Origin of the sequence: Curvibacter cyanobacteriorum, assembly GCF_028649475.1 — a bacterium.
GTDB lineage: Bacteria > Pseudomonadota > Gammaproteobacteria > Burkholderiales > Burkholderiaceae_C > Curvibacter > Curvibacter cyanobacteriorum.
On sequence record NZ_JAQSIP010000005.1, the window covers coordinates 16,196 to 32,748 of the forward strand.

Annotated in this window: 14 protein-coding genes; 5 read left to right on the forward strand and 9 right to left on the reverse strand. The window is 66.8% G+C overall.

Annotated elements, in window-relative coordinates; genetic code table 11:
- Positions 1-22: 22 nt before the first annotated feature.
- The 3 genes from PSQ40_RS12070 to PSQ40_RS12080 form a co-directional block, all read right to left on the reverse strand.
- The gene (locus PSQ40_RS12070; RefSeq protein ID WP_273927911.1) at positions 23-490 is read right to left on the reverse strand and encodes a PTS sugar transporter subunit IIA; all 468 of its coding nucleotides are present in this window, start codon (positions 488-490) and stop codon (positions 23-25) included.
- A 138-nt stretch (positions 491-628) separates the two neighbouring features.
- Positions 629-958, reverse strand: a complete 330-nt coding sequence (gene hpf, locus PSQ40_RS12075) for a ribosome hibernation-promoting factor, HPF/YfiA family (RefSeq protein ID WP_273927910.1) — start codon at positions 956-958, stop codon at positions 629-631.
- A gap of 412 nt (positions 959-1,370) precedes the next feature.
- Positions 1,371-3,656 carry a sensor domain-containing diguanylate cyclase gene (locus PSQ40_RS12080; RefSeq protein WP_273951764.1) on the reverse strand — a complete coding sequence of 762 codons (2,286 nt, stop codon included), beginning with the start codon at positions 3,654-3,656 and terminating at the stop codon, positions 1,371-1,373.
- Between the two features lie 303 nt (positions 3,657-3,959).
- Here PSQ40_RS12080 and corA point away from each other — a divergent pair, with 303 nt between their 5' ends.
- Positions 3,960-4,946 carry a magnesium/cobalt transporter CorA gene (gene corA / locus PSQ40_RS12085; RefSeq protein ID WP_273951765.1) on the forward strand — a complete coding sequence of 329 codons (987 nt, stop codon included), beginning with the start codon at positions 3,960-3,962 and terminating at the stop codon, positions 4,944-4,946.
- Between the two features lie 110 nt (positions 4,947-5,056).
- On the opposite strand, the gene PSQ40_RS12090 is transcribed toward corA, so the two are convergent.
- From PSQ40_RS12090 to PSQ40_RS12115, 6 genes are all read right to left on the reverse strand, one after another.
- Positions 5,057-5,827 (reverse strand): 5'-methylthioadenosine/adenosylhomocysteine nucleosidase, encoded by a 771-nt coding sequence (locus tag PSQ40_RS12090; RefSeq protein ID WP_273951766.1) that lies wholly within the window; start codon positions 5,825-5,827, stop codon positions 5,057-5,059.
- 80 nt (positions 5,828-5,907) lie between these two features.
- Positions 5,908-7,584: a long-chain-fatty-acid--CoA ligase gene (locus tag PSQ40_RS12095; protein WP_273951767.1), complete on the reverse strand. Its 1,677-nt coding sequence runs from the start codon at positions 7,582-7,584 to the stop codon at positions 5,908-5,910.
- A gap of 209 nt (positions 7,585-7,793) precedes the next feature.
- Positions 7,794-9,233, reverse strand: a complete 1,440-nt coding sequence (locus PSQ40_RS12100; RefSeq protein WP_273951768.1) for an NAD(P)(+) transhydrogenase (Re/Si-specific) subunit beta — start codon at positions 9,231-9,233, stop codon at positions 7,794-7,796.
- Positions 9,230-9,553 carry an NAD(P) transhydrogenase subunit alpha gene (locus tag PSQ40_RS12105; protein ID WP_273951769.1) on the reverse strand — a complete coding sequence of 108 codons (324 nt, stop codon included), beginning with the start codon at positions 9,551-9,553 and terminating at the stop codon, positions 9,230-9,232. Before PSQ40_RS12105 ends, PSQ40_RS12100 begins: the two co-directional genes overlap by 4 nt.
- Positions 9,554-9,564: 11 nt before the next feature.
- A complete protein-coding gene (locus PSQ40_RS12110; RefSeq protein WP_273951770.1) occupies positions 9,565-10,302 on the reverse strand; it encodes a hypothetical protein in 738 nt (245 codons plus the stop codon).
- Positions 10,303-10,307: 5 nt separating this feature from the next.
- Positions 10,308-11,450: a Re/Si-specific NAD(P)(+) transhydrogenase subunit alpha gene (locus tag PSQ40_RS12115; protein WP_273951771.1), complete on the reverse strand. Its 1,143-nt coding sequence runs from the start codon at positions 11,448-11,450 to the stop codon at positions 10,308-10,310.
- Between the two features lie 170 nt (positions 11,451-11,620).
- Between PSQ40_RS12115 and PSQ40_RS12120 the strand changes: the two genes are divergently transcribed.
- The 4 genes from PSQ40_RS12120 to preA all read left to right on the forward strand — a co-directional run bounded on the left by PSQ40_RS12120 (position 11,621) and on the right by preA (position 16,396).
- Positions 11,621-12,106 (forward strand): NUDIX hydrolase, encoded by a 486-nt coding sequence (locus tag PSQ40_RS12120; RefSeq protein WP_273951772.1) that lies wholly within the window; start codon positions 11,621-11,623, stop codon positions 12,104-12,106.
- Positions 12,107-12,187: 81 nt separating this feature from the next.
- On the forward strand, positions 12,188-13,303 hold the full coding sequence (gene mnmA / locus PSQ40_RS12125) for a tRNA 2-thiouridine(34) synthase MnmA (protein ID WP_273951773.1): 1,116 nt from the start codon (positions 12,188-12,190) through the stop codon (positions 13,301-13,303).
- Between the two features lie 412 nt (positions 13,304-13,715).
- Positions 13,716-15,074: an NAD(P)-dependent oxidoreductase gene (locus tag PSQ40_RS12130; protein ID WP_273951774.1), complete on the forward strand. Its 1,359-nt coding sequence runs from the start codon at positions 13,716-13,718 to the stop codon at positions 15,072-15,074.
- A gap of 17 nt (positions 15,075-15,091) precedes the next feature.
- On the forward strand, positions 15,092-16,396 hold the full coding sequence (gene preA, locus PSQ40_RS12135) for an NAD-dependent dihydropyrimidine dehydrogenase subunit PreA (protein WP_273951775.1): 1,305 nt from the start codon (positions 15,092-15,094) through the stop codon (positions 16,394-16,396).
- The last annotated feature ends 157 nt before the right edge of the window (positions 16,397-16,553 follow it).

Genomic DNA, 16,553 nt, shown 5'->3' on the forward strand with positions numbered 1-16,553 from the left:
GCTTCAGGAAAGAATCAGGGGGTCACGCCGGCTGGGTCGATTGCCAGGTGGCAATCAGCTGGTGCAACTCGGCCGCATCGGTGCAGGCCTTGATGCGCTCGCGCAGCGGCGCATCGCTGAGCAACTCGGCGATCTCGGACAGGATCTCGAGGTGCTTCTGGGTCGCGGCTTCGGGCACCAGCAGAAAGATCAGCAGACCCACCGCCTGTTCATCAGGCGCGTCAAAACCGATCGGCTGGGCCAACTGGAAGACAGCGGCCATGGGGAACTTCAGGCCCTTGATTCGGCCGTGAGGAATCGCCACGCCATGCCCCAGCCCGGTCGAGCCCAAACGCTCACGCGCGAACAGGCTGTCGGTGATCAAGGCACGACTGAGGCCATGCAGGCTCTCGAACAGCAAGCCGGCTTCTTCGAAAGCGCGTTTCTTGCTGGTGGCATCAACGCTCACAAGCACTTGAGCGGCGGGGAGGATGGACGCGAGACGGTTCATGATGTGTAAGCCGGATTATGCACCCGCGATCCAGCTTCGCTGAAAAACACGCATCAGCATGCAACTGACATGAAAAAAGCCGCTGATTTGCAACAGCGGCCCAGGATGCTTGTCACGCAAGCAAATGTCTGGCAGGGGTCACATCAGGCGCTTCACGGCCTCATGATGATGGTCTTGCACACGGTCCTTGTGACGCACCACTTGGCGGTCCAGTTTGTCCATCAGTTCATCGACGGCGGCGTAGAGGTCTTCGTGGGAGCTTTCGGCAAACATGTCATTGCCTTTGACGTGGACATTGCATTCGGCGCGCTGACGGCGCTGCTTTTCCTTCTGCTTTTCAACGGTGAGCAAAACCTTCACGTCGACCACCTGATCAAAATGCCGGGTGATCCTGTCCAGCTTGGTCGTCACGTAATTACGCAAGGCGGGTGTGACTTCGAGGTGATGACCGCTGATCGTCAAGTTCATGAGTAGCCTCCTATGCACTCTGGGTTGAAAACGCCACCCGGTTGGGGTGGATGGCGATGCACAAATACAGTGAACTTGAATTCACTATGCGCCCGAGTGCCTTGAATTGCAATGGCTTTTCATCAAGACGTCACAGGAATCGAGGCCTTATCGGGAAAGCCCTCAAAAGCCCCCTCATGGCACACGGATGAGGCCTTGACGGCCCGTGGCGCAGGGGGCAAATTGGGCGGTTGAGTCGGCGTGCACCGGCTTGAATTCAGTGCGATTTCGGCGCTACGTCGGTGCGACTCCGGTACTCAAAGCACCCGCAGAGCCCACAACGGCCATGGCTGCGGCGCCCTTCCCCTGGCGGACCGCAGGCACGCGCTCATGAGGTCGGCCTACCAGCCTCCCTTGCGCCCCCACCCCCAACTCAGGCGAAAGCGAACTGCCCTTTGCCTGCGGCCTTGGCGCGGTACATGGCCGCATCGGCGCGGGACAGCAAGATCTCGGCCGACAAGGGCTCGCCCTCGCCAGCGCTGCCACCGTGCGTCACCGTGACGCCGATGCTCGCCGCCAGTTCGATGGGCCGCCCGCCCAGCACCACGGGCAGGGCCAATTGCTCGATCAGCTTGCTGGCCACCAGGCTGGCGTGCTCGGTGGGCTGGGACAGGCCTTCCAAGATGATGGTGAACTCGTCGCCCGCCAGGCGCGCCACGCCGTCGGTCTCGCGCACCACCGACTGCAGGGTGCGAGCGAAATGGCGCAGCACCGCATCACCGAACTCGTGCCCGTAGTTGTCGTTGTACTGCTTGAAGCTGTCCACATCGAGGAACATCAAGGCCAGACCGCTTTGCTGGCGACGCGCCCGCGCCAGCGCTTCCACCAGGCGCTGCAGAAAAGCCCGGCGATTGGGCAAGCCCGTCAGCGGGTCATGGCTGGCCTCGTGGGCCAGGCGCTGCTGCAACTGGTATTGCTCGGTGACGTCGTGGGCCAGGATGTAGAAGCCAAACGGAGGGCCGTCCATCGCGGTGTCGGGCACAAAGGCGGCGCGCACCCGGACCTCGCCGCGGGCGGTGCTGAGGCGGCTGTCAAACGAAACGGTCTCCCCCCCCTGGGCGCGGCGCAGGTAGTCCCTGTCGGGCCTGAAAGTCACCCCTTCGAGCACCCGCTCCACGGCTTGGCCCACGATCTGCTCCACCGGCAGACCAAACCAATGCTCATACGCGCGGTTGTTGAACTGGTAGACCAAGTGCTCGTCCACGTAGGCGATCAGCGCGGGCAGGTTGTCCGCCAGCAGGCGCAAGCGGGCCCGGCTGGTCAGCAACTCCCGCTCCACCGCCTTGCGCACCGAGATGTCGTGCAGAAAAGCGTTGACCCGCAAGCGCCCATCACGCCGGTTCTCGCTCAAGGACAGCTCGACCGGGAACAACCGCCCGTCACGGTGCTGGGCCTGGACCTCAAACCGGTGCTTGCCCGCGGGCCGACCGCCCGTGGCCCGGAACAGCGCGAACCCGCCCTGGTGCCCATGGCGGTGGTCGGCGGGCACCACCAGGTCCTCCAGGGAACGCCCCACGGCCTCCCAAGCCGTCCAGCCCAGGGTCTGGGTGGCCGCCTGGTTCCAGTCGGTGACGCGTCCCTGCTCGTCGACCTCGATGAAGGCATCCGAGGCGTTGGCCAGGGTGGCCTTGAAATGCTCTTTCTCTTGCAACAGCGCCTGCTGCGCGGCCTCGCGCTGGGTCACCTCCAGGCTCAGGCGGGCGTTGGCCTCGCTGAGTTCGGCGGTGCGCACACTGACCCGGTGCTCCAGCTCTTGTTGCAGCACGGCCAGGGCCTGCTCGGACAGTTTGCGCGCCGTGATGTCGGTGGCCACCAGCACCCGCTCGGGGGCCTCGTCGGCCGCCCCCGACGCGGCCGTCAGCTGGGTCAACCCGACCAGGAACCAGACCAGCGACCCATCGGGCCGGCAAAACAACAGTTCCTGGGTCTGGGTGCAGTCAGGCGCGCACAGCAGGGCCTGCAGATCGCTCACCCCCTGGGGTTGGTCGCCCAGGTACAGCACCTGTTCCAGCGGGCTGCCCATCAGCTCGGCGGCCGGGCGCGCCAGCAGGCGCTCCATTTGGGCGTTGACGCGGACCCAGCGCCAGTCGGCACTGACCAAGGCCATGCCCACCGCCGCTTGCGCAAAGATGTGCTCGAACTGGGCTTCGGAACGCTGGGCACGGTGGGCGGCTTCCAGGCCCCAGAAGAACTGCTCCACCAGGTCGGCAAAGGCCCGCAGGTCGCCCAGCTCGTCAGCACTGAAATGGCGCGGCTGGCGGTCGATGAGGCACAGCGCGCCCAGGGCATGGCCCTGGCTGCTGCGCACCGGGCAACCGGCATAAAACACAATGCCCTCGGGCGCGGTGACCAGGGGGTTGTCGCTGAAGCGGGGGTCCAGACGCGCATCGGGCACCACCATGATCTCGGTGCCCAGGATGGCATGGCCGCAAAACGACACCTGGCGCGGCACCGCCAGCTGCCCCGACCCATGGACCGCACAAACCCGCTGGACTTCCTTGCCGATCAGGGTCACGCCCGCCAGCGGCGCCTTGAAGTGCCGGGCCACCAGGCGACTGAGGCGCTCCAGTTCGGGCGGTACCTGCAGGAGGTGAGGCTCCAAAGCCTCCACGGCTTGCAGGCGCAAGACCTCGTCAGCAGGCAAACCTGGAAACTGCATGAAAACTCCGCTTGTCCTGAGGGGTACAAATACTTTAGCCCGTCCGGGCCGGTTTGGGTCTGCTTTTTGGCCACCCGGGACACCCGCCGCGGGCGCTCAGGCGCCCCGCTCGGGGTGGCTGCAATTTACGCGATGTGCCAGTAACCCAACATGTTGCAGTGCCATAATTCGACCTTTGAAATTTTTGGAGCAATCGCCTTGGAAACCTACCCCAGTTGGTAGCTTTCAACTCCCATGGCCGCATCGGGGTTGAAAGCCACCCCCGCCACCGCCCGAATGCAACCATGACCCACGGAGCGCGCGATGCTCAACATCTTTACGCTGGCCAACGGCCGCCTGTTCCAGGAAGAAATCGAGTCCCTGGAAGAGCTCTCTAAATTCCAGCCGATCTGGGTCGACCTGGAATCCCCATCGCTGGAAGAAAAGCGCTGGATCAAGCAGTACTACGGCCTGTCCATCCCGGAAGACGCGATGGACGAGGACATTGAAGAATCCGCCCGTTTCTACGAAGAAGACAACGGCGAGCTGCACATCCGCAGCGACTTCCTGATCGCCGACGACGAAGCCCCACGCACCGTGCGCGTGGCCTTCATCCTGAACCAGCACAACACCGACCTCAAGAGCCGGGGGGTGCTGTTCTCGATCCACGACGAGGACGTGCCGGTGTTCCGCCTGCTGCGCATGCGGGCCCGCCGCGCGCCGGGCCTGATCGAAGACGCCAAGGAAGTGCTGCTCAAGCTGTTTGACGCCGACGCCGAGTATTCGGCCGACACGCTCGAGGGCATTTACGACGAGCTCGAGAAAGCCGGCAAGCAGGTGCTGTCAGGCGATGTGACCGACTCGCTGGCCGGTGAGGTGCTGGGCGCCATCGCACGCCACGAGGACTTGAACGGCCGCATCCGCCGCAACGTCATGGACACCCGCCGCGCGGTGAGCTTCATGATGCGCAGCCGCATGCTGAACGCCGAGCAATTCGAAGAAGCGCGCCAGATCCTGCGCGACATCGAATCGCTGGACAACCACACGGCGTTTTTGTTCGACAAGATCAACTTCTTGATGGACGCCACTGTCGGCTTCATCAACATCAACCAGAACAAGATCATCAAGATCTTCTCGGTGGCCAGCGTGGCCTTGCTGCCCCCGACGCTGATCGCCAGCATCTACGGCATGAACTTCAAGTTCATGCCCGAGCTGGACTGGTCGCTGGGCTACCCCTACGCGCTGGGCCTGATGGCGCTGTCCGCGGTGGTGCCCATGCTGTACTTCCGCAAGCGCGGCTGGTTGAAGTGACGCGGCCCTGAGGCGGGCTGCGGCGAGTCGACCGGGCTGCGCCTGGGCCGTGCTTCACCGCCGGGGCAGCCGTCGGGCCCCACCCCGCCGGCAGGGCACTCAGCCCCCTGTCAGGTACCGGTCGGGGCGGCCTGGCCGTCGAGCCAGTGCTGCATGATGAGGGTGGTGCAACGCCCCGCCACCGCCTCCAGAAAAGCAGGAAAGTCGACGTGGGCCGAGTCATCGGCGCGGTCGGAGATGGTGCGCAAAGCAGCAAAAGGCACGCCATAGTCGTGGCAGACCTGGGCCACGGCCGCGGCCTCCATCTCCACCGCCAGGGCCTGCGGCAGGCGCCGGGCCAGGGCCTGCGCCTCGTCGGCGGCCGAGACAAACCGGTCCCCACTGATCAGCAGGCCATGGTGCACCTGCATCGCGTCCAGGCCGTATTGCTGCCGCACCGGGGCCTCGAAATGCTGCGCCACACCGTCGCGCAGGGCCTGCGCCGCGGCGCGCAAACCCGCCGCCATGCCGGGGTCACACGCGAAGCGGTCGCGTGCGTACAGCGGCACTTCGTGGCGCGGAAACAGGGGCGAGGCGTCCATGTCGTGCTGCAGACAGGCCTCGGCCACCACCACATCGCCCACGGTGACCCCGGCCCCCAGCCCCCCCGCCACGCCACTGAAGACGATGCGGGTCACCCCGAAGTGCTCGATCAGGGTGGTCGCCGTGGTGGCCGCCGCCACCTTGCCGATGCGCGACAGCGCCAGCACCACCGCCTGCCGGTCACGCCAGCGGCCGACACAGAACTCACGCCCGGCCCGCTGCTGCATTTGGGGCTCGGTCAGGCAGGCGCGCAGGCCCGCCTGCTCCTGGGGCAAGGCACTGAGAATGGCCAAGGTCATCGGGTTCAACTCCACAGGCGACCACGCCACCGGACGGGTCGAAAAAAAGGGCGGCTCAGCCGCCCGGGGTCAGGAAGGACTTACTTCTTGTCACGCAACTCGCGTCGAAGGATCTTACCCACCGGGGTCTTGGGCAGGTCGGTGCGGAACTCGATCAGGCGCGGCTGCTTGTAGCCCGTCAGGTTGGCGCGGCAGAAGTCGCGCACCTGGGCCTCGGTCAGGTCTGGGTTTTTCTTGACGATGACCAGCTTGACGGCCTCGCCGGTCTTCTCATCGGGCACGCCGACGGCCGCGCACTCCAGCACGCCGTCCAGGTCGGCCACCACCTCCTCGACCTCATTGGGGTAGACGTTGAAGCCGCTGACCAGGATCATGTCCTTCTTGCGGTCGACGATCTTGTAGAAGCCTTTTTCGTCCACCACGCCAATGTCGCCGGTCTTGAAGTAGCCGTCCGGGGTCATGACCTTGGCGGTTTCGTCCGGGCGCTGCCAGTAGCCCGCCATCACCTGCGGGCCCTTGATGGCGATCTCGCCGGGCTGACCCAGCGGCACCTCGAAGCCGTCGTCGTCGAGCAGCTTCAGGTAGGTGCTGGGCAAGGGCACACCGATGGTGCCGGTGTAGGCCTTGGACGTGACCGGGTTGCAACTCACCGTGGGCGAGGTTTCAGACAGGCCATAGCCCTCGCAGATCGGGCAGCCGGTCTTGTCGAGCCACAACTTGGCCACCGCGCCTTGCACCGCCATGCCACCGCCCACCGACACCTTGAGGTTGGACCAGTCGACGGTGTTGAAGTCGGGGTGGTTGGCCAGGCCGTTGAACAGGGTGTTGACGGCCGGAAAGCTGTGGAAGACATGGCGGCTCAGCTCCTTGAGCACCGCCGCCAGGTCGCGCGGATTGGGGATCAGGATCAGCTTGCCGCCGATGCGCAGCGTCAGCATCATGCCCACCGTGAACGCGAAGATGTGGTACAGCGGCAGCGCGCAAACCGCCGTGGCCTGCTGGTGCGCGGGCACCTGGCTCATGACGGGCGAGTTCCAGGCCTCCGACTGCAGCACGTTGGCGATCACGTTGCGGTGCAACAGCACCGCCCCCTTGGAGATGCCAGTGGTGCCACCGGTGTACTGCAGCAGGGCCACATCGTCGGCCCGGATCTCAGGCCGCGTGAAACTCAGGCGGCCGCCCTGGCTGACCGCGTCGCGAAAGCGCACGGCGCCCGGCAGTTGGTACTCGGGCACCATCTTCTTGACGTGGCGCACCACATAATTGACCAGGGCCCCCTTGAGCAGGCCCAGTTCGTCGCCCATGGCGCACAGCACGATGTGCTTGACCGGCGTGTGCGCCAGGCACTGTTGCAGCGTGGTGGCAAAGTTCTCGATCAGGACAATCGCCTTGGCGCCCGAGTCCTTGAGCTGGTGCTCCAGCTCGCGCGGGGTGTAGAGCGGGTTGACGTTGACCACCACCAAGCCGGCGCGCAACACCGCGGCCACGCAGACCGGGTACTGCGGCATGTTGGGCATCATCAGCGCCACGCGGTCGCCCTTGACCAGGCCCAGGCCCTGGAAGTACGCGGCCAGCGCCTGGCTCTGCCGGTTGGCCTGGGCGTAAGTGACGTCCTTGCCCATGAAGCTGTAGGCCACGCGGCTGGCGTATTTCTCGAAACCCTCGTCCAGCAGCGCCACCAAAGAGGCGTAGTGGGCAGGGTCGATGTCGGCAGGCACCCCTTGCGGGTAACTGTCGAGCCAGGGGCGGTCGGTCATTTTGTCTCTCCAGACTCATTTTTAGGAATGGGGAACGCGGGCCCTGAGTCCTGTCAGGCCCGCGTCAGCACAACTCCCTATTTTCGCTGGAATTTGACTCAAATAAACGCAGTAGACGATGCCTGCCCGGCAAAGCCCGGTTCAGGCACCGTCCGCGGCACCGCGGGCCGGGCGACCGGTGGCCGCGCCAGCCATGGCGCACCGCCCCGTCACTCGACGGCTTTGACCATGTCCTCGACCACCTTCTTGGCGTCACCAAAGACCATCATGGTCTTGTCGAGGTAGAACAGCTCGTTGTCCAGCCCGGCGTAACCGGCGGCCATGGAGCGCTTGTTGACGATCACCGTCTTGGCCTTGTAGGCCTCGAGGATGGGCATGCCGTAGATTGGGCTGCCCTTGACATGCGCGGCCGGGTTCACCACGTCGTTGGCGCCCAGGATGATGGCCACATCGGCCTGGCCGAATTCGCCGTTGATGTCCTCCATCTCGAACACCTGGTCATAGGGCACCTCGGCCTCGGCGAGCAGCACGTTCATGTGGCCCGGCATGCGACCGGCCACCGGGTGGATCGCGTACTTGACGGTGATGCCCTTCTCGGTGAGCTTGGCAGCCAGCTCCTTGACCGCGTGCTGGGCGCGCGCCACGGCCAGGCCATAGCCCGGCACGATGACCACGGTCTCGGCGTTGGACAGCACAAAGGCCGCGTCGTCGGCGCTGCCGCTCTTGACGTTGCGCTGGGCCTGCCCACCGCTGGCCGCCGTGGCCGCCTCGCCGCCAAAACCGCCCAGGATCACGTTGAAGAACGAGCGGTTCATGGCCTTGCACATGATGTAGCTCAGGATGGCCCCCGAGCTGCCCACCAGCGAACCGGCAATGATCAGCATCGCGTTGTTGAGGCTGAAGCCAATGCCCGCCGCGGCCCAGCCCGAGTAGCTGTTGAGCATGGACACCACCACCGGCATGTCGGCGCCGCCGATCGGGATGATGATCAGCACCCCCATCACAAAGGCCAGTGCCAGCATCGCGAAGAAGGCGGTCCAGTTCTCGGTCGCCATGAAGGTCAGCCCCAGGCCCACGGTGGCCAGCCCCAGCACCAGGTTGAGCATGTGCTGGCCGGCAAACTGCACCGGCGCCCCCTGGAACAGGCGGAACTTGTACTTGCCCGACAGCTTGCCGAAGGCGATCACCGAGCCGCTGAAGGTGATGGCGCCGATCGCCGCGCCCAGGAACAGCTCCAGCCGGTTGCCGGCCGGAATCGGCTCGCCCTTGGCCTGCACGATCTGGAAGGCATGGGGCTCGGCCACAGCCGCGACCGCAATGAACACCGCCGCCAGGCCGATCATGCTGTGCATGAAAGCCACCAGCTCGGGCATCTTGGTCATCTCGACGCGCTGCGCCATGAAGGCCCCCGCGCCGCCGCCGACCACCAGCGCGGCCAGCACGTAGCCCAGGCCGCCCACACTGGACAGGCCCGCCGTGCCGGACAGCTTGACGATCAAGGCGGCCGTGGTCAGCACGGCGATCGTCATGCCGATCATGCCGAACAGATTGCCGCGGATCGAGGTCGTGGGGTGGGACAAGCCCTTCAGCGCCTGGATGAAACAGACGCTGGCCACCAGGTACAAGAGGGTGACGAGGTTCATGCTCATGCTGCGTCTCCCTGCTTGGCCGGGGCCTTTTTGTCTTTCTTGCGGAACATCTCCAGCATGCGCCGGGTGACCAGGAAACCACCGAAGACGTTGACCGCCGCCAAGGCCACCGCCAACACCCCCATGGTCTTGCCCAGGGGGGTCTCGGTGAGTGCCGCGGCCAGCATGGCCCCCACGATCACAATGGCCGACACCGCGTTGGTCACCGCCATCAGGGGCGTGTGCAAGGCTGGGGTGACCGTCCAGACCACGTGGTAGCCCACGTAGATGGCCAACACAAAAATGATCAGGTTGATCAAGGTAGGGGATACGACGTCCACGGCGGTTCTCCTCAGTGGGGTAAAGGCATCGGGAAGGCGGGTAACAACAAGGCACCGTCAAGCGACGCTGCGCTGACGCGCGCCGCCTGAGCCACCTGCTGCGCCCAGATCAGGGCCGGCTGACCGGACACCAAAAAGTCATCGTTGTTGCGCGTGCTCGGCTGCACCAGCTGGCGGTTCACCAGCACCTGCACCGACACATACGCCCCGGCTTCCGTGTTGTAGCGGAAGTTCAGGTAGCCATAGGGCTTGAGCGCGGCCACTTGCAGGCGCGTCAAGTAGGCGGACACCACCGGGTAGCTTTTGGCCAACCAGTCGTAACCATCGGCCCAGCGCTTGAAGCGCAGGCAGTCGATGCGGGTCGGGCTTTTGGCAGCCCGGTCGTCGACGTAGACCCCGCGCTCTTCGGGGCAGGCGTTGACGCCAAAGTGGCGGTCCTTGACGTCGCCACTGCGGTTGGCTTGCACCACAAAGACGGCCAGCAGCGGCGCGTCCTTGCCGGGGGCTCGCAGGCCGAACACCCGGGTGGGCAAGGCCGTGGGCGCACCGTTTTTGTCCACCGCGTCCAGCGCTTCGTCGCCACCGCCGAGCTCGACCCAGGCCTGCTCGGATGGCAGGGTCACCTGCACCCGGCCCGCGGTCGGGCTGTTGGGCGGCACCACCGAGCAGGCGCCCAGCCAGGCCACCCCCAGCGCCACCGCAGCCCAGCGCAGCCAGCGCCCCAGCGACATGCCATTCATCAAACCCATCACCTTCATTTGCGTCTCACCGTACCTTCATGGCTCATCAGGCAGGCGGCCACGATGTCGTCGTTGAGATCGACCTGCAGCGTGCCGTCCTTGTTGAGCACCAACTTCAAGAAATCCAGCACATTGCGTGCGTAAAGAGAGGAGGCATCGGCCGCCACGCGGGCCGGCAGGTTGGTCTCACCCACCAGGGTCACGCCATGGCGCACCACGATGCGGTCGGCTTCGGTCAGCGGGCAGTTGCCACCCGGGCCACCATGGGGGCCCAACGGGCCCTTGCCGGCGGCCAGGTCGACCAGCACCGAGCCCGGCTTCATGGACTTGACCATGTCCTCGGTCACCAGCACCGGCGCGGCCCGCCCGGGAATCAGCGCGGTGGAGATCACCACATCGGCCTGCGCCACGCGCTTGGCCACCTCGACCTGCTGACGCGCCAGCCAGCTCGGGGGCATGGGGCGCGCATAGCCGCCAACACCCTGGGCGGCTTCTTTTTCTTCGTCGGTCTCGTAGGGCACCTCGATGAACTTGGCGCCCAAAGACTCGACCTGCTCCTTGACCGAGGGCCGCACATCCGAGGCCTCGATCACCGCGCCCAGGCGCTTGGCGGTGGCGATGGCCTGCAAGCCCGCCACCCCCACGCCGAGCACCACCACGCGCGCCGCTTTCACGGTGCCGGCGGCCGTCATCAACATGGGGAAGAAGCGCTGGTACTGGTCGGCCGCGATCATCACGGCCTTGTAGCCGGCGATGTTGGCCTGCGACGACAGCACGTCCATGCTCTGGGCCCGCGTGGTGCGCGGCGCGGCTTCGAGCGCATAGCTGGTGAGCCCGGCACTGGCCAGGCGCTGCAGGCCCTCGGCATCAAAGGGGTTGAGCATGCCGACCAGGGTGGCGCCGGGTTTGAACAGTGGCAGCTCGGCCTCGGACGGGGCCCGCACCTTGAGCACCAGGGGCGCGCCAAAGGCGCCGGCCGCGTCGGTCAGGGTGGCGCCCGCGGCCACATAGGCCTCGTCGGTGACGCTGGCGGCCACACCGGCGCCCGCTTGCACACCCACCTCGTGCCCCAAGGCCTTCAGTTTTTTGACCGTCTCGGGGGTGACGGCCACTCTGGTCTCCCCCGCCGTGCTTTCAGCGGGAACGCCGATGAACATGGGACTCTCCTCGTGGATGGTTGCAAGCTTGTCAGAAACTGATCCGGAGCTTACATGATGCCGCCATGGCGCTGGTGTCCAAACGGAGACGCTGACCCGCCGCCGCCACACGTCCGTCGTGGCGCCCGCGCGTCAAGCCAGCGTCATGTCAAACGGGAATAATGCGGGGCATGACTATTCGTTGGAAACCCAGTGTGACCGTCGCGGCCATCATGGAGCGCGACGGCAAGTTCCTGTTGGTGGAGGAGCACACCGACTCCGGCCTGAAGCTGAACAACCCCGCCGGCCACCTGGACCCGGGCGAGGCCCCGCAGGACGGCTGCGCACGCGAAGCGCTCGAAGAAACCGCCCACCACTTCACCCCCACCGCCCTGGTCGGTGTCTACCTGTCGCGTTTCCGCAAGGCCTCGACCGGTGAGGACATCACCTACCTGCGGTTTGCCTTCTGCGGCAAAGTGGGGCACGAGGTGCCCGGCATGGCGCTGGACGACGGCATCGTGCGTGCGCTGTGGATGACACCCGAAGAGATCCGCGCCAACGCCCACCGCCACCGCAGCCCGCTGCTGCTGCGCTGTCTCGACGATTACCTGGCCGGCAAGCGCTACCCGCTGGACAGCATCTACACCGACGATTCGGTGCTCAACCCGCCCGCGTGACGGGGCGGCTCGCCGGGGCAGGCACCGGCATTGGCCCCACGCCCCGGCCCCGAACGCCCCGGCTGGGATAATCGGGGGGCTATGAACAAACAACGCATCGTGGTGGGCCTGAGCGGCGGGGTGGACTCCGCTGTGACCGCGCACCTGCTCAAACAACAGGGCCATGAGGTCGTCGGCATCTTCATGAAGAACTGGGAAGATGACGACGACAGTGAGTTCTGCTCCAGCCGGCAGGACTTTCTGGACGCCGCCAGCGTGGCCGACGTGCTGGGCATCGAGATCGAACACGTCAACTTCGCCGCCGAGTACAAGGACCGCGTCTTCGCCGAGTTCCTGACCGAATACCAGGCCGGCCGCACGCCCAACCCCGACGTGCTGTGCAACGCCGAGATCAAGTTCAAGGCCTTCCTCGACCACGCCATGCGGCTGGGGGCCGACCGCATCGCCACCGGCCACTATGCGCGGGCGCGCTTCAACCCGGTCACTCAAAAGCACGAACTGCTCAAAGGCCTGGACCCGGCCAAGGACCAGAGCTATTTCCTGCACCGCCTCAACCAGGCCCAGATCAGCAAGACGCTGTTCCCAGTCGGCGAGCTCAAGAAAACCGAGGTGCGCCGCATCGCCGAGGAGATCGGCCTGCCCAATGCCAAGAAAAAGGATTCGACCGGCATCTGCTTCATTGGCGAGCGCCCGTTCCGCGAGTTCCTGAACCGCTACATCTCGCGCGAGCCCGGCCCGATCAAGGACGAACGCGGGCGCAAGCTTGGCACCCACGTGGGCCTGTCCTTCTACACCCTGGGCCAGCGCCAAGGCCTGGGCATTGGCGGCGTGAAAGAAAAAGGTGCCCAACGCGGCAGTGGCGACCATGCCCCCTGGTTCGTGGCACGCAAGGACATCCCCAGCAACACGCTGTGGGTGGTGCAAGGCCACGACCACCCCTGGTTGCAATACCGCCGCCTCAGCGCCGACAGCGCCAGCTGGGTCAGCGGCGCCGCCCCGACGCCCGGCCCGGTGGCCGCCAAGACCCGCTACCGCCAGGCCGACGCAGGCTGCCAATACCAGGACGGGGCCGCCGCGGGCACCTTCGCGCTCGACTTCAGCGAGCTGCAATGGGCCATCACACCGGGCCAGAGCGCCGTGCTGTACGACGGGGATGTCTGCCTGGGCGGCGGCCTGATCGCCAGCGCCGAGCACTGACCCCAGGGGCCCGCGTGGCCCCTTTTGGGGGCGCCCTGCCGCGCGGCGCCCACCGCTGCGCCCCCGGCGCGACTAAAGCGACAAAGCGACTCACACCCCTGACGCGCCTGGCCCGCGCTGCGCCGCCACGCCGGCCTCCACCCGCGCCACCGCCACCGCCTTCCCCCCTGCGCGTCACCCGCCCCTTGAGCGCAGCACGCCGGGCCGCCCAGCTGGCGCGCACCGCGTCGGTGCTGCGGCCGTGCCCGTGCGCGCCCCACCGTGCCACCGCGCCCCAAGCCTGCGCAACCGCTGGTCTCGTTTCGCGCCAGCTTGGTGCCAGCCACACACCCAAAGCTGGCACGCCAGTTGCATCATGAGAAAAGCTGACCATTTGATCAGCTTTACAAAATGATCGACAGGAGTTGCCCCCGTGACCCAGACACCGACCACCGGTCCCGACATCCAGGCGGGACGGCTTGCCCCGGCCGACTACGCCCAGCGCTTTGCCGACGCCGGCGCCCCCTTCACCGCCCAGCAGGCCGTGCTGGAGGCTGAACGCTGCCTCTACTGCTACGACGCGCCCTGCGCCACCGCCTGCCCGACCGGCATCGATGTGCCCAGCTTCATCCACCGCATCAGCCAGGGCAATGTGCGTGGCGCCGCCCAGGCCATCCTGAGCGCCAACCCCTTGGGCGGCATGTGCGCGCGGGTCTGCCCGACCGAGGAGCTGTGCGAGGCGGTCTGCGTGCGCAACACCCAGCAGGGTGTGCCGGTGGCCATCGGCAAGCTGCAACGCCATGCGGTGGACGCCGTGATGCACCTGCCGCAAACCAGCCTGTTCCAGCGCGCCCCGGCCACAGGCAAGAAGGTGGCCGTGGTCGGCGCCGGCCCGGCCGGCCTGGCCTGCGCCCACGGCCTGGCCCTGAAAGGCCACGAGGTCACGGTGTTCGACGCCCACGCCAAGGCCGGCGGCCTCAACGAATACGGCCTGGCCACCTACAAGACGGCCGACGACTTTGCCCAGCGCGAGATCGACTGGCTGCTGGGCATCGGCGGCATCCGCGTGCAGACCGGCTGGAAGCTCGACAGCGCGGCCCAGCTGGAGGCTTTGCGCGCCGAGCACGACGCGGTCTTCCTGGGCATCGGCCTGGGGGCGGTCAACCAGCCGGCCCTGCCCGGCAGCGAACTCAACGGCATCCGCGACGCGGTCGACTTCATCGCCGAGCTGCGCCAGTGCGAGGACCTGTCGACCCTGCCCGTGGGCCGCCGCGTGGTGGTGATCGGCGGCGGCATGACCGCGGTCGACGCCTCGGTGCAATCGCGCCTGCTGGGCGCCAGCGAGGTGCACATGGTGTACCGCCGCGGCCCCGAGGCCATGGGCGCCTCGGTGGACGAACAGACCTGGGCCAAGACCAACGGCGTGGTGATCGAGCACTGGCTGGCCCCGGTGGCCTTCGAGGGCGAGGCCGGCGCCGTGCGCGCGGTGCGCTTCGAGCGCCAGCGCCTGGTCGACGGTCGCCTGGTCGGCACCGGCGAGTTCGAGACCCGCGCGGCCGACACCGTGCTGCAGGCCGTGGGCCAACGCCTGGCCAGCGCGCCCTGGCTGGACAGCCTGCGCCTGGCGGGTGGCCGCATCGCCGTCGATGCCCTGGGCCGCACCAGCCTGGCCGGCGTGTGGGCCGGCGGCGACTGCGTCGGCGGAGGCCGTGACCTGACCGTCGAAGCGGTGGAGGACGGCAAGCAGGCCGCCCTCGCCATCCACGCCTCTTTTTCTTCTTCCAACGCCTGAGCCCCGAGGACACCGACATGGCTGATCTGAGCATTGATTTCGTGGGCATCAAGAGCCCCAACCCCTTTTGGCTGGCCTCGGCGCCGCCGACCGACAAAGCCGTCAACGTGCTGCGCGCCTTCGAGGCCGGCTGGGGCGGGGTGGTCTGGAAGACCCTGGGCGAGGACCCGCCGGTGGTCAACGTGCACGGCCCACGCTACAGCGCCCTGCTCTCGCCCGACCGCCAGGTGATGGGCTTCAACAACATCGAGCTGATCTCCGACCGCCCGCTGGCCACCAACCTGAAGGAGATCCGCGAGGTCAAGCGCGCCTTCCCCGACCGCGCCATGGTGGTCTCGCTGATGGTGCCCTGCCAGGAAGCGTCCTGGAAGAACATCCTGCCCCAGGTGGAGGACACCGGCGCCGACGGCATCGAGCTCAACTTCGGCTGTCCGCACGGCATGAGCGAGCGCGGCATGGGCGCCGCCGTGGGCCAGGTGCCCGAGTACATCCAGATGGTGACCGAGTGGTGCAAGCACTACTCGAAGATGCCCGTGATCGTGAAGCTCACGCCCAACATCACCGACGTGCGCTACCCGGCGCGCGCGGCCAAGAAAGGCGGCGCCGATGCGGTGTCGCTGATCAACACCATCAACTCCATCATGGGCGTGGACCCGCGCACCCTGACCATGGTGCCCAGCACCGCGGGCAAGGGCTCGCACGGCGGCTACTGCGGCCCGGCGGTGCGCCCGATCGCGCTCAACATGGTGGCCGAGATCGCGCGCGACCCCGAGACCGCGGGCATCCCGATCTCGGGCATCGGCGGCATCGGCACCTGGCGCGACGCGCTCGACTTCCTGGCCCTGGGCGCGGGCAGCGTGCAGGTCTGCACCGCCGCCATGGTGTATGGCTTCAAGATCGTGCAGGACATGGCCAGCGGCCTGTCCAACTACATGGACGACATGGGCATCCAATCGATCGCCGAGATCACCGGCCGCGCCGTGCCCACCGTCAGCGACTGGCGCTTCCTCAACCTCAACCACATCAGCAAGGCCGTCATCGACACCGACAAGTGCATCGAGTGCGGCCGCTGCCACGTGGTGTGCGAGGACACCTCGCACCAGGCCATCACCGCCACCAAGGACGGCCAGCGCCACTTCGAGGTCAAGGAAGAAGAGTGCGTGGGCTGCAACCTGTGCGTCTCGGTCTGCCCGGTCGAGGACTGCATCACGCTGCGCGACCTGGCCCCCGGCGAGATCGACCTGCGCACCGGCCTGCCGGTGAGTGCCGAACCGCTGAACTGGACCGCGCACCCCAACAACCCGATGCGGGTGGCCGCCTGAGGCGCACCGCCGCGCAAGCCCCGTCCCCGTGCCGCTGCGGCGAGCGCGCCGGTGCCCCCTGCGGGCCTGGCGCCGCGCCGCACTGAAGCGCCAGTGCGCGTTTCAGGCCTGGGAATTGCATCAGCCCTCCGGGCCCCGGACCGCAGACCCCGGGGCA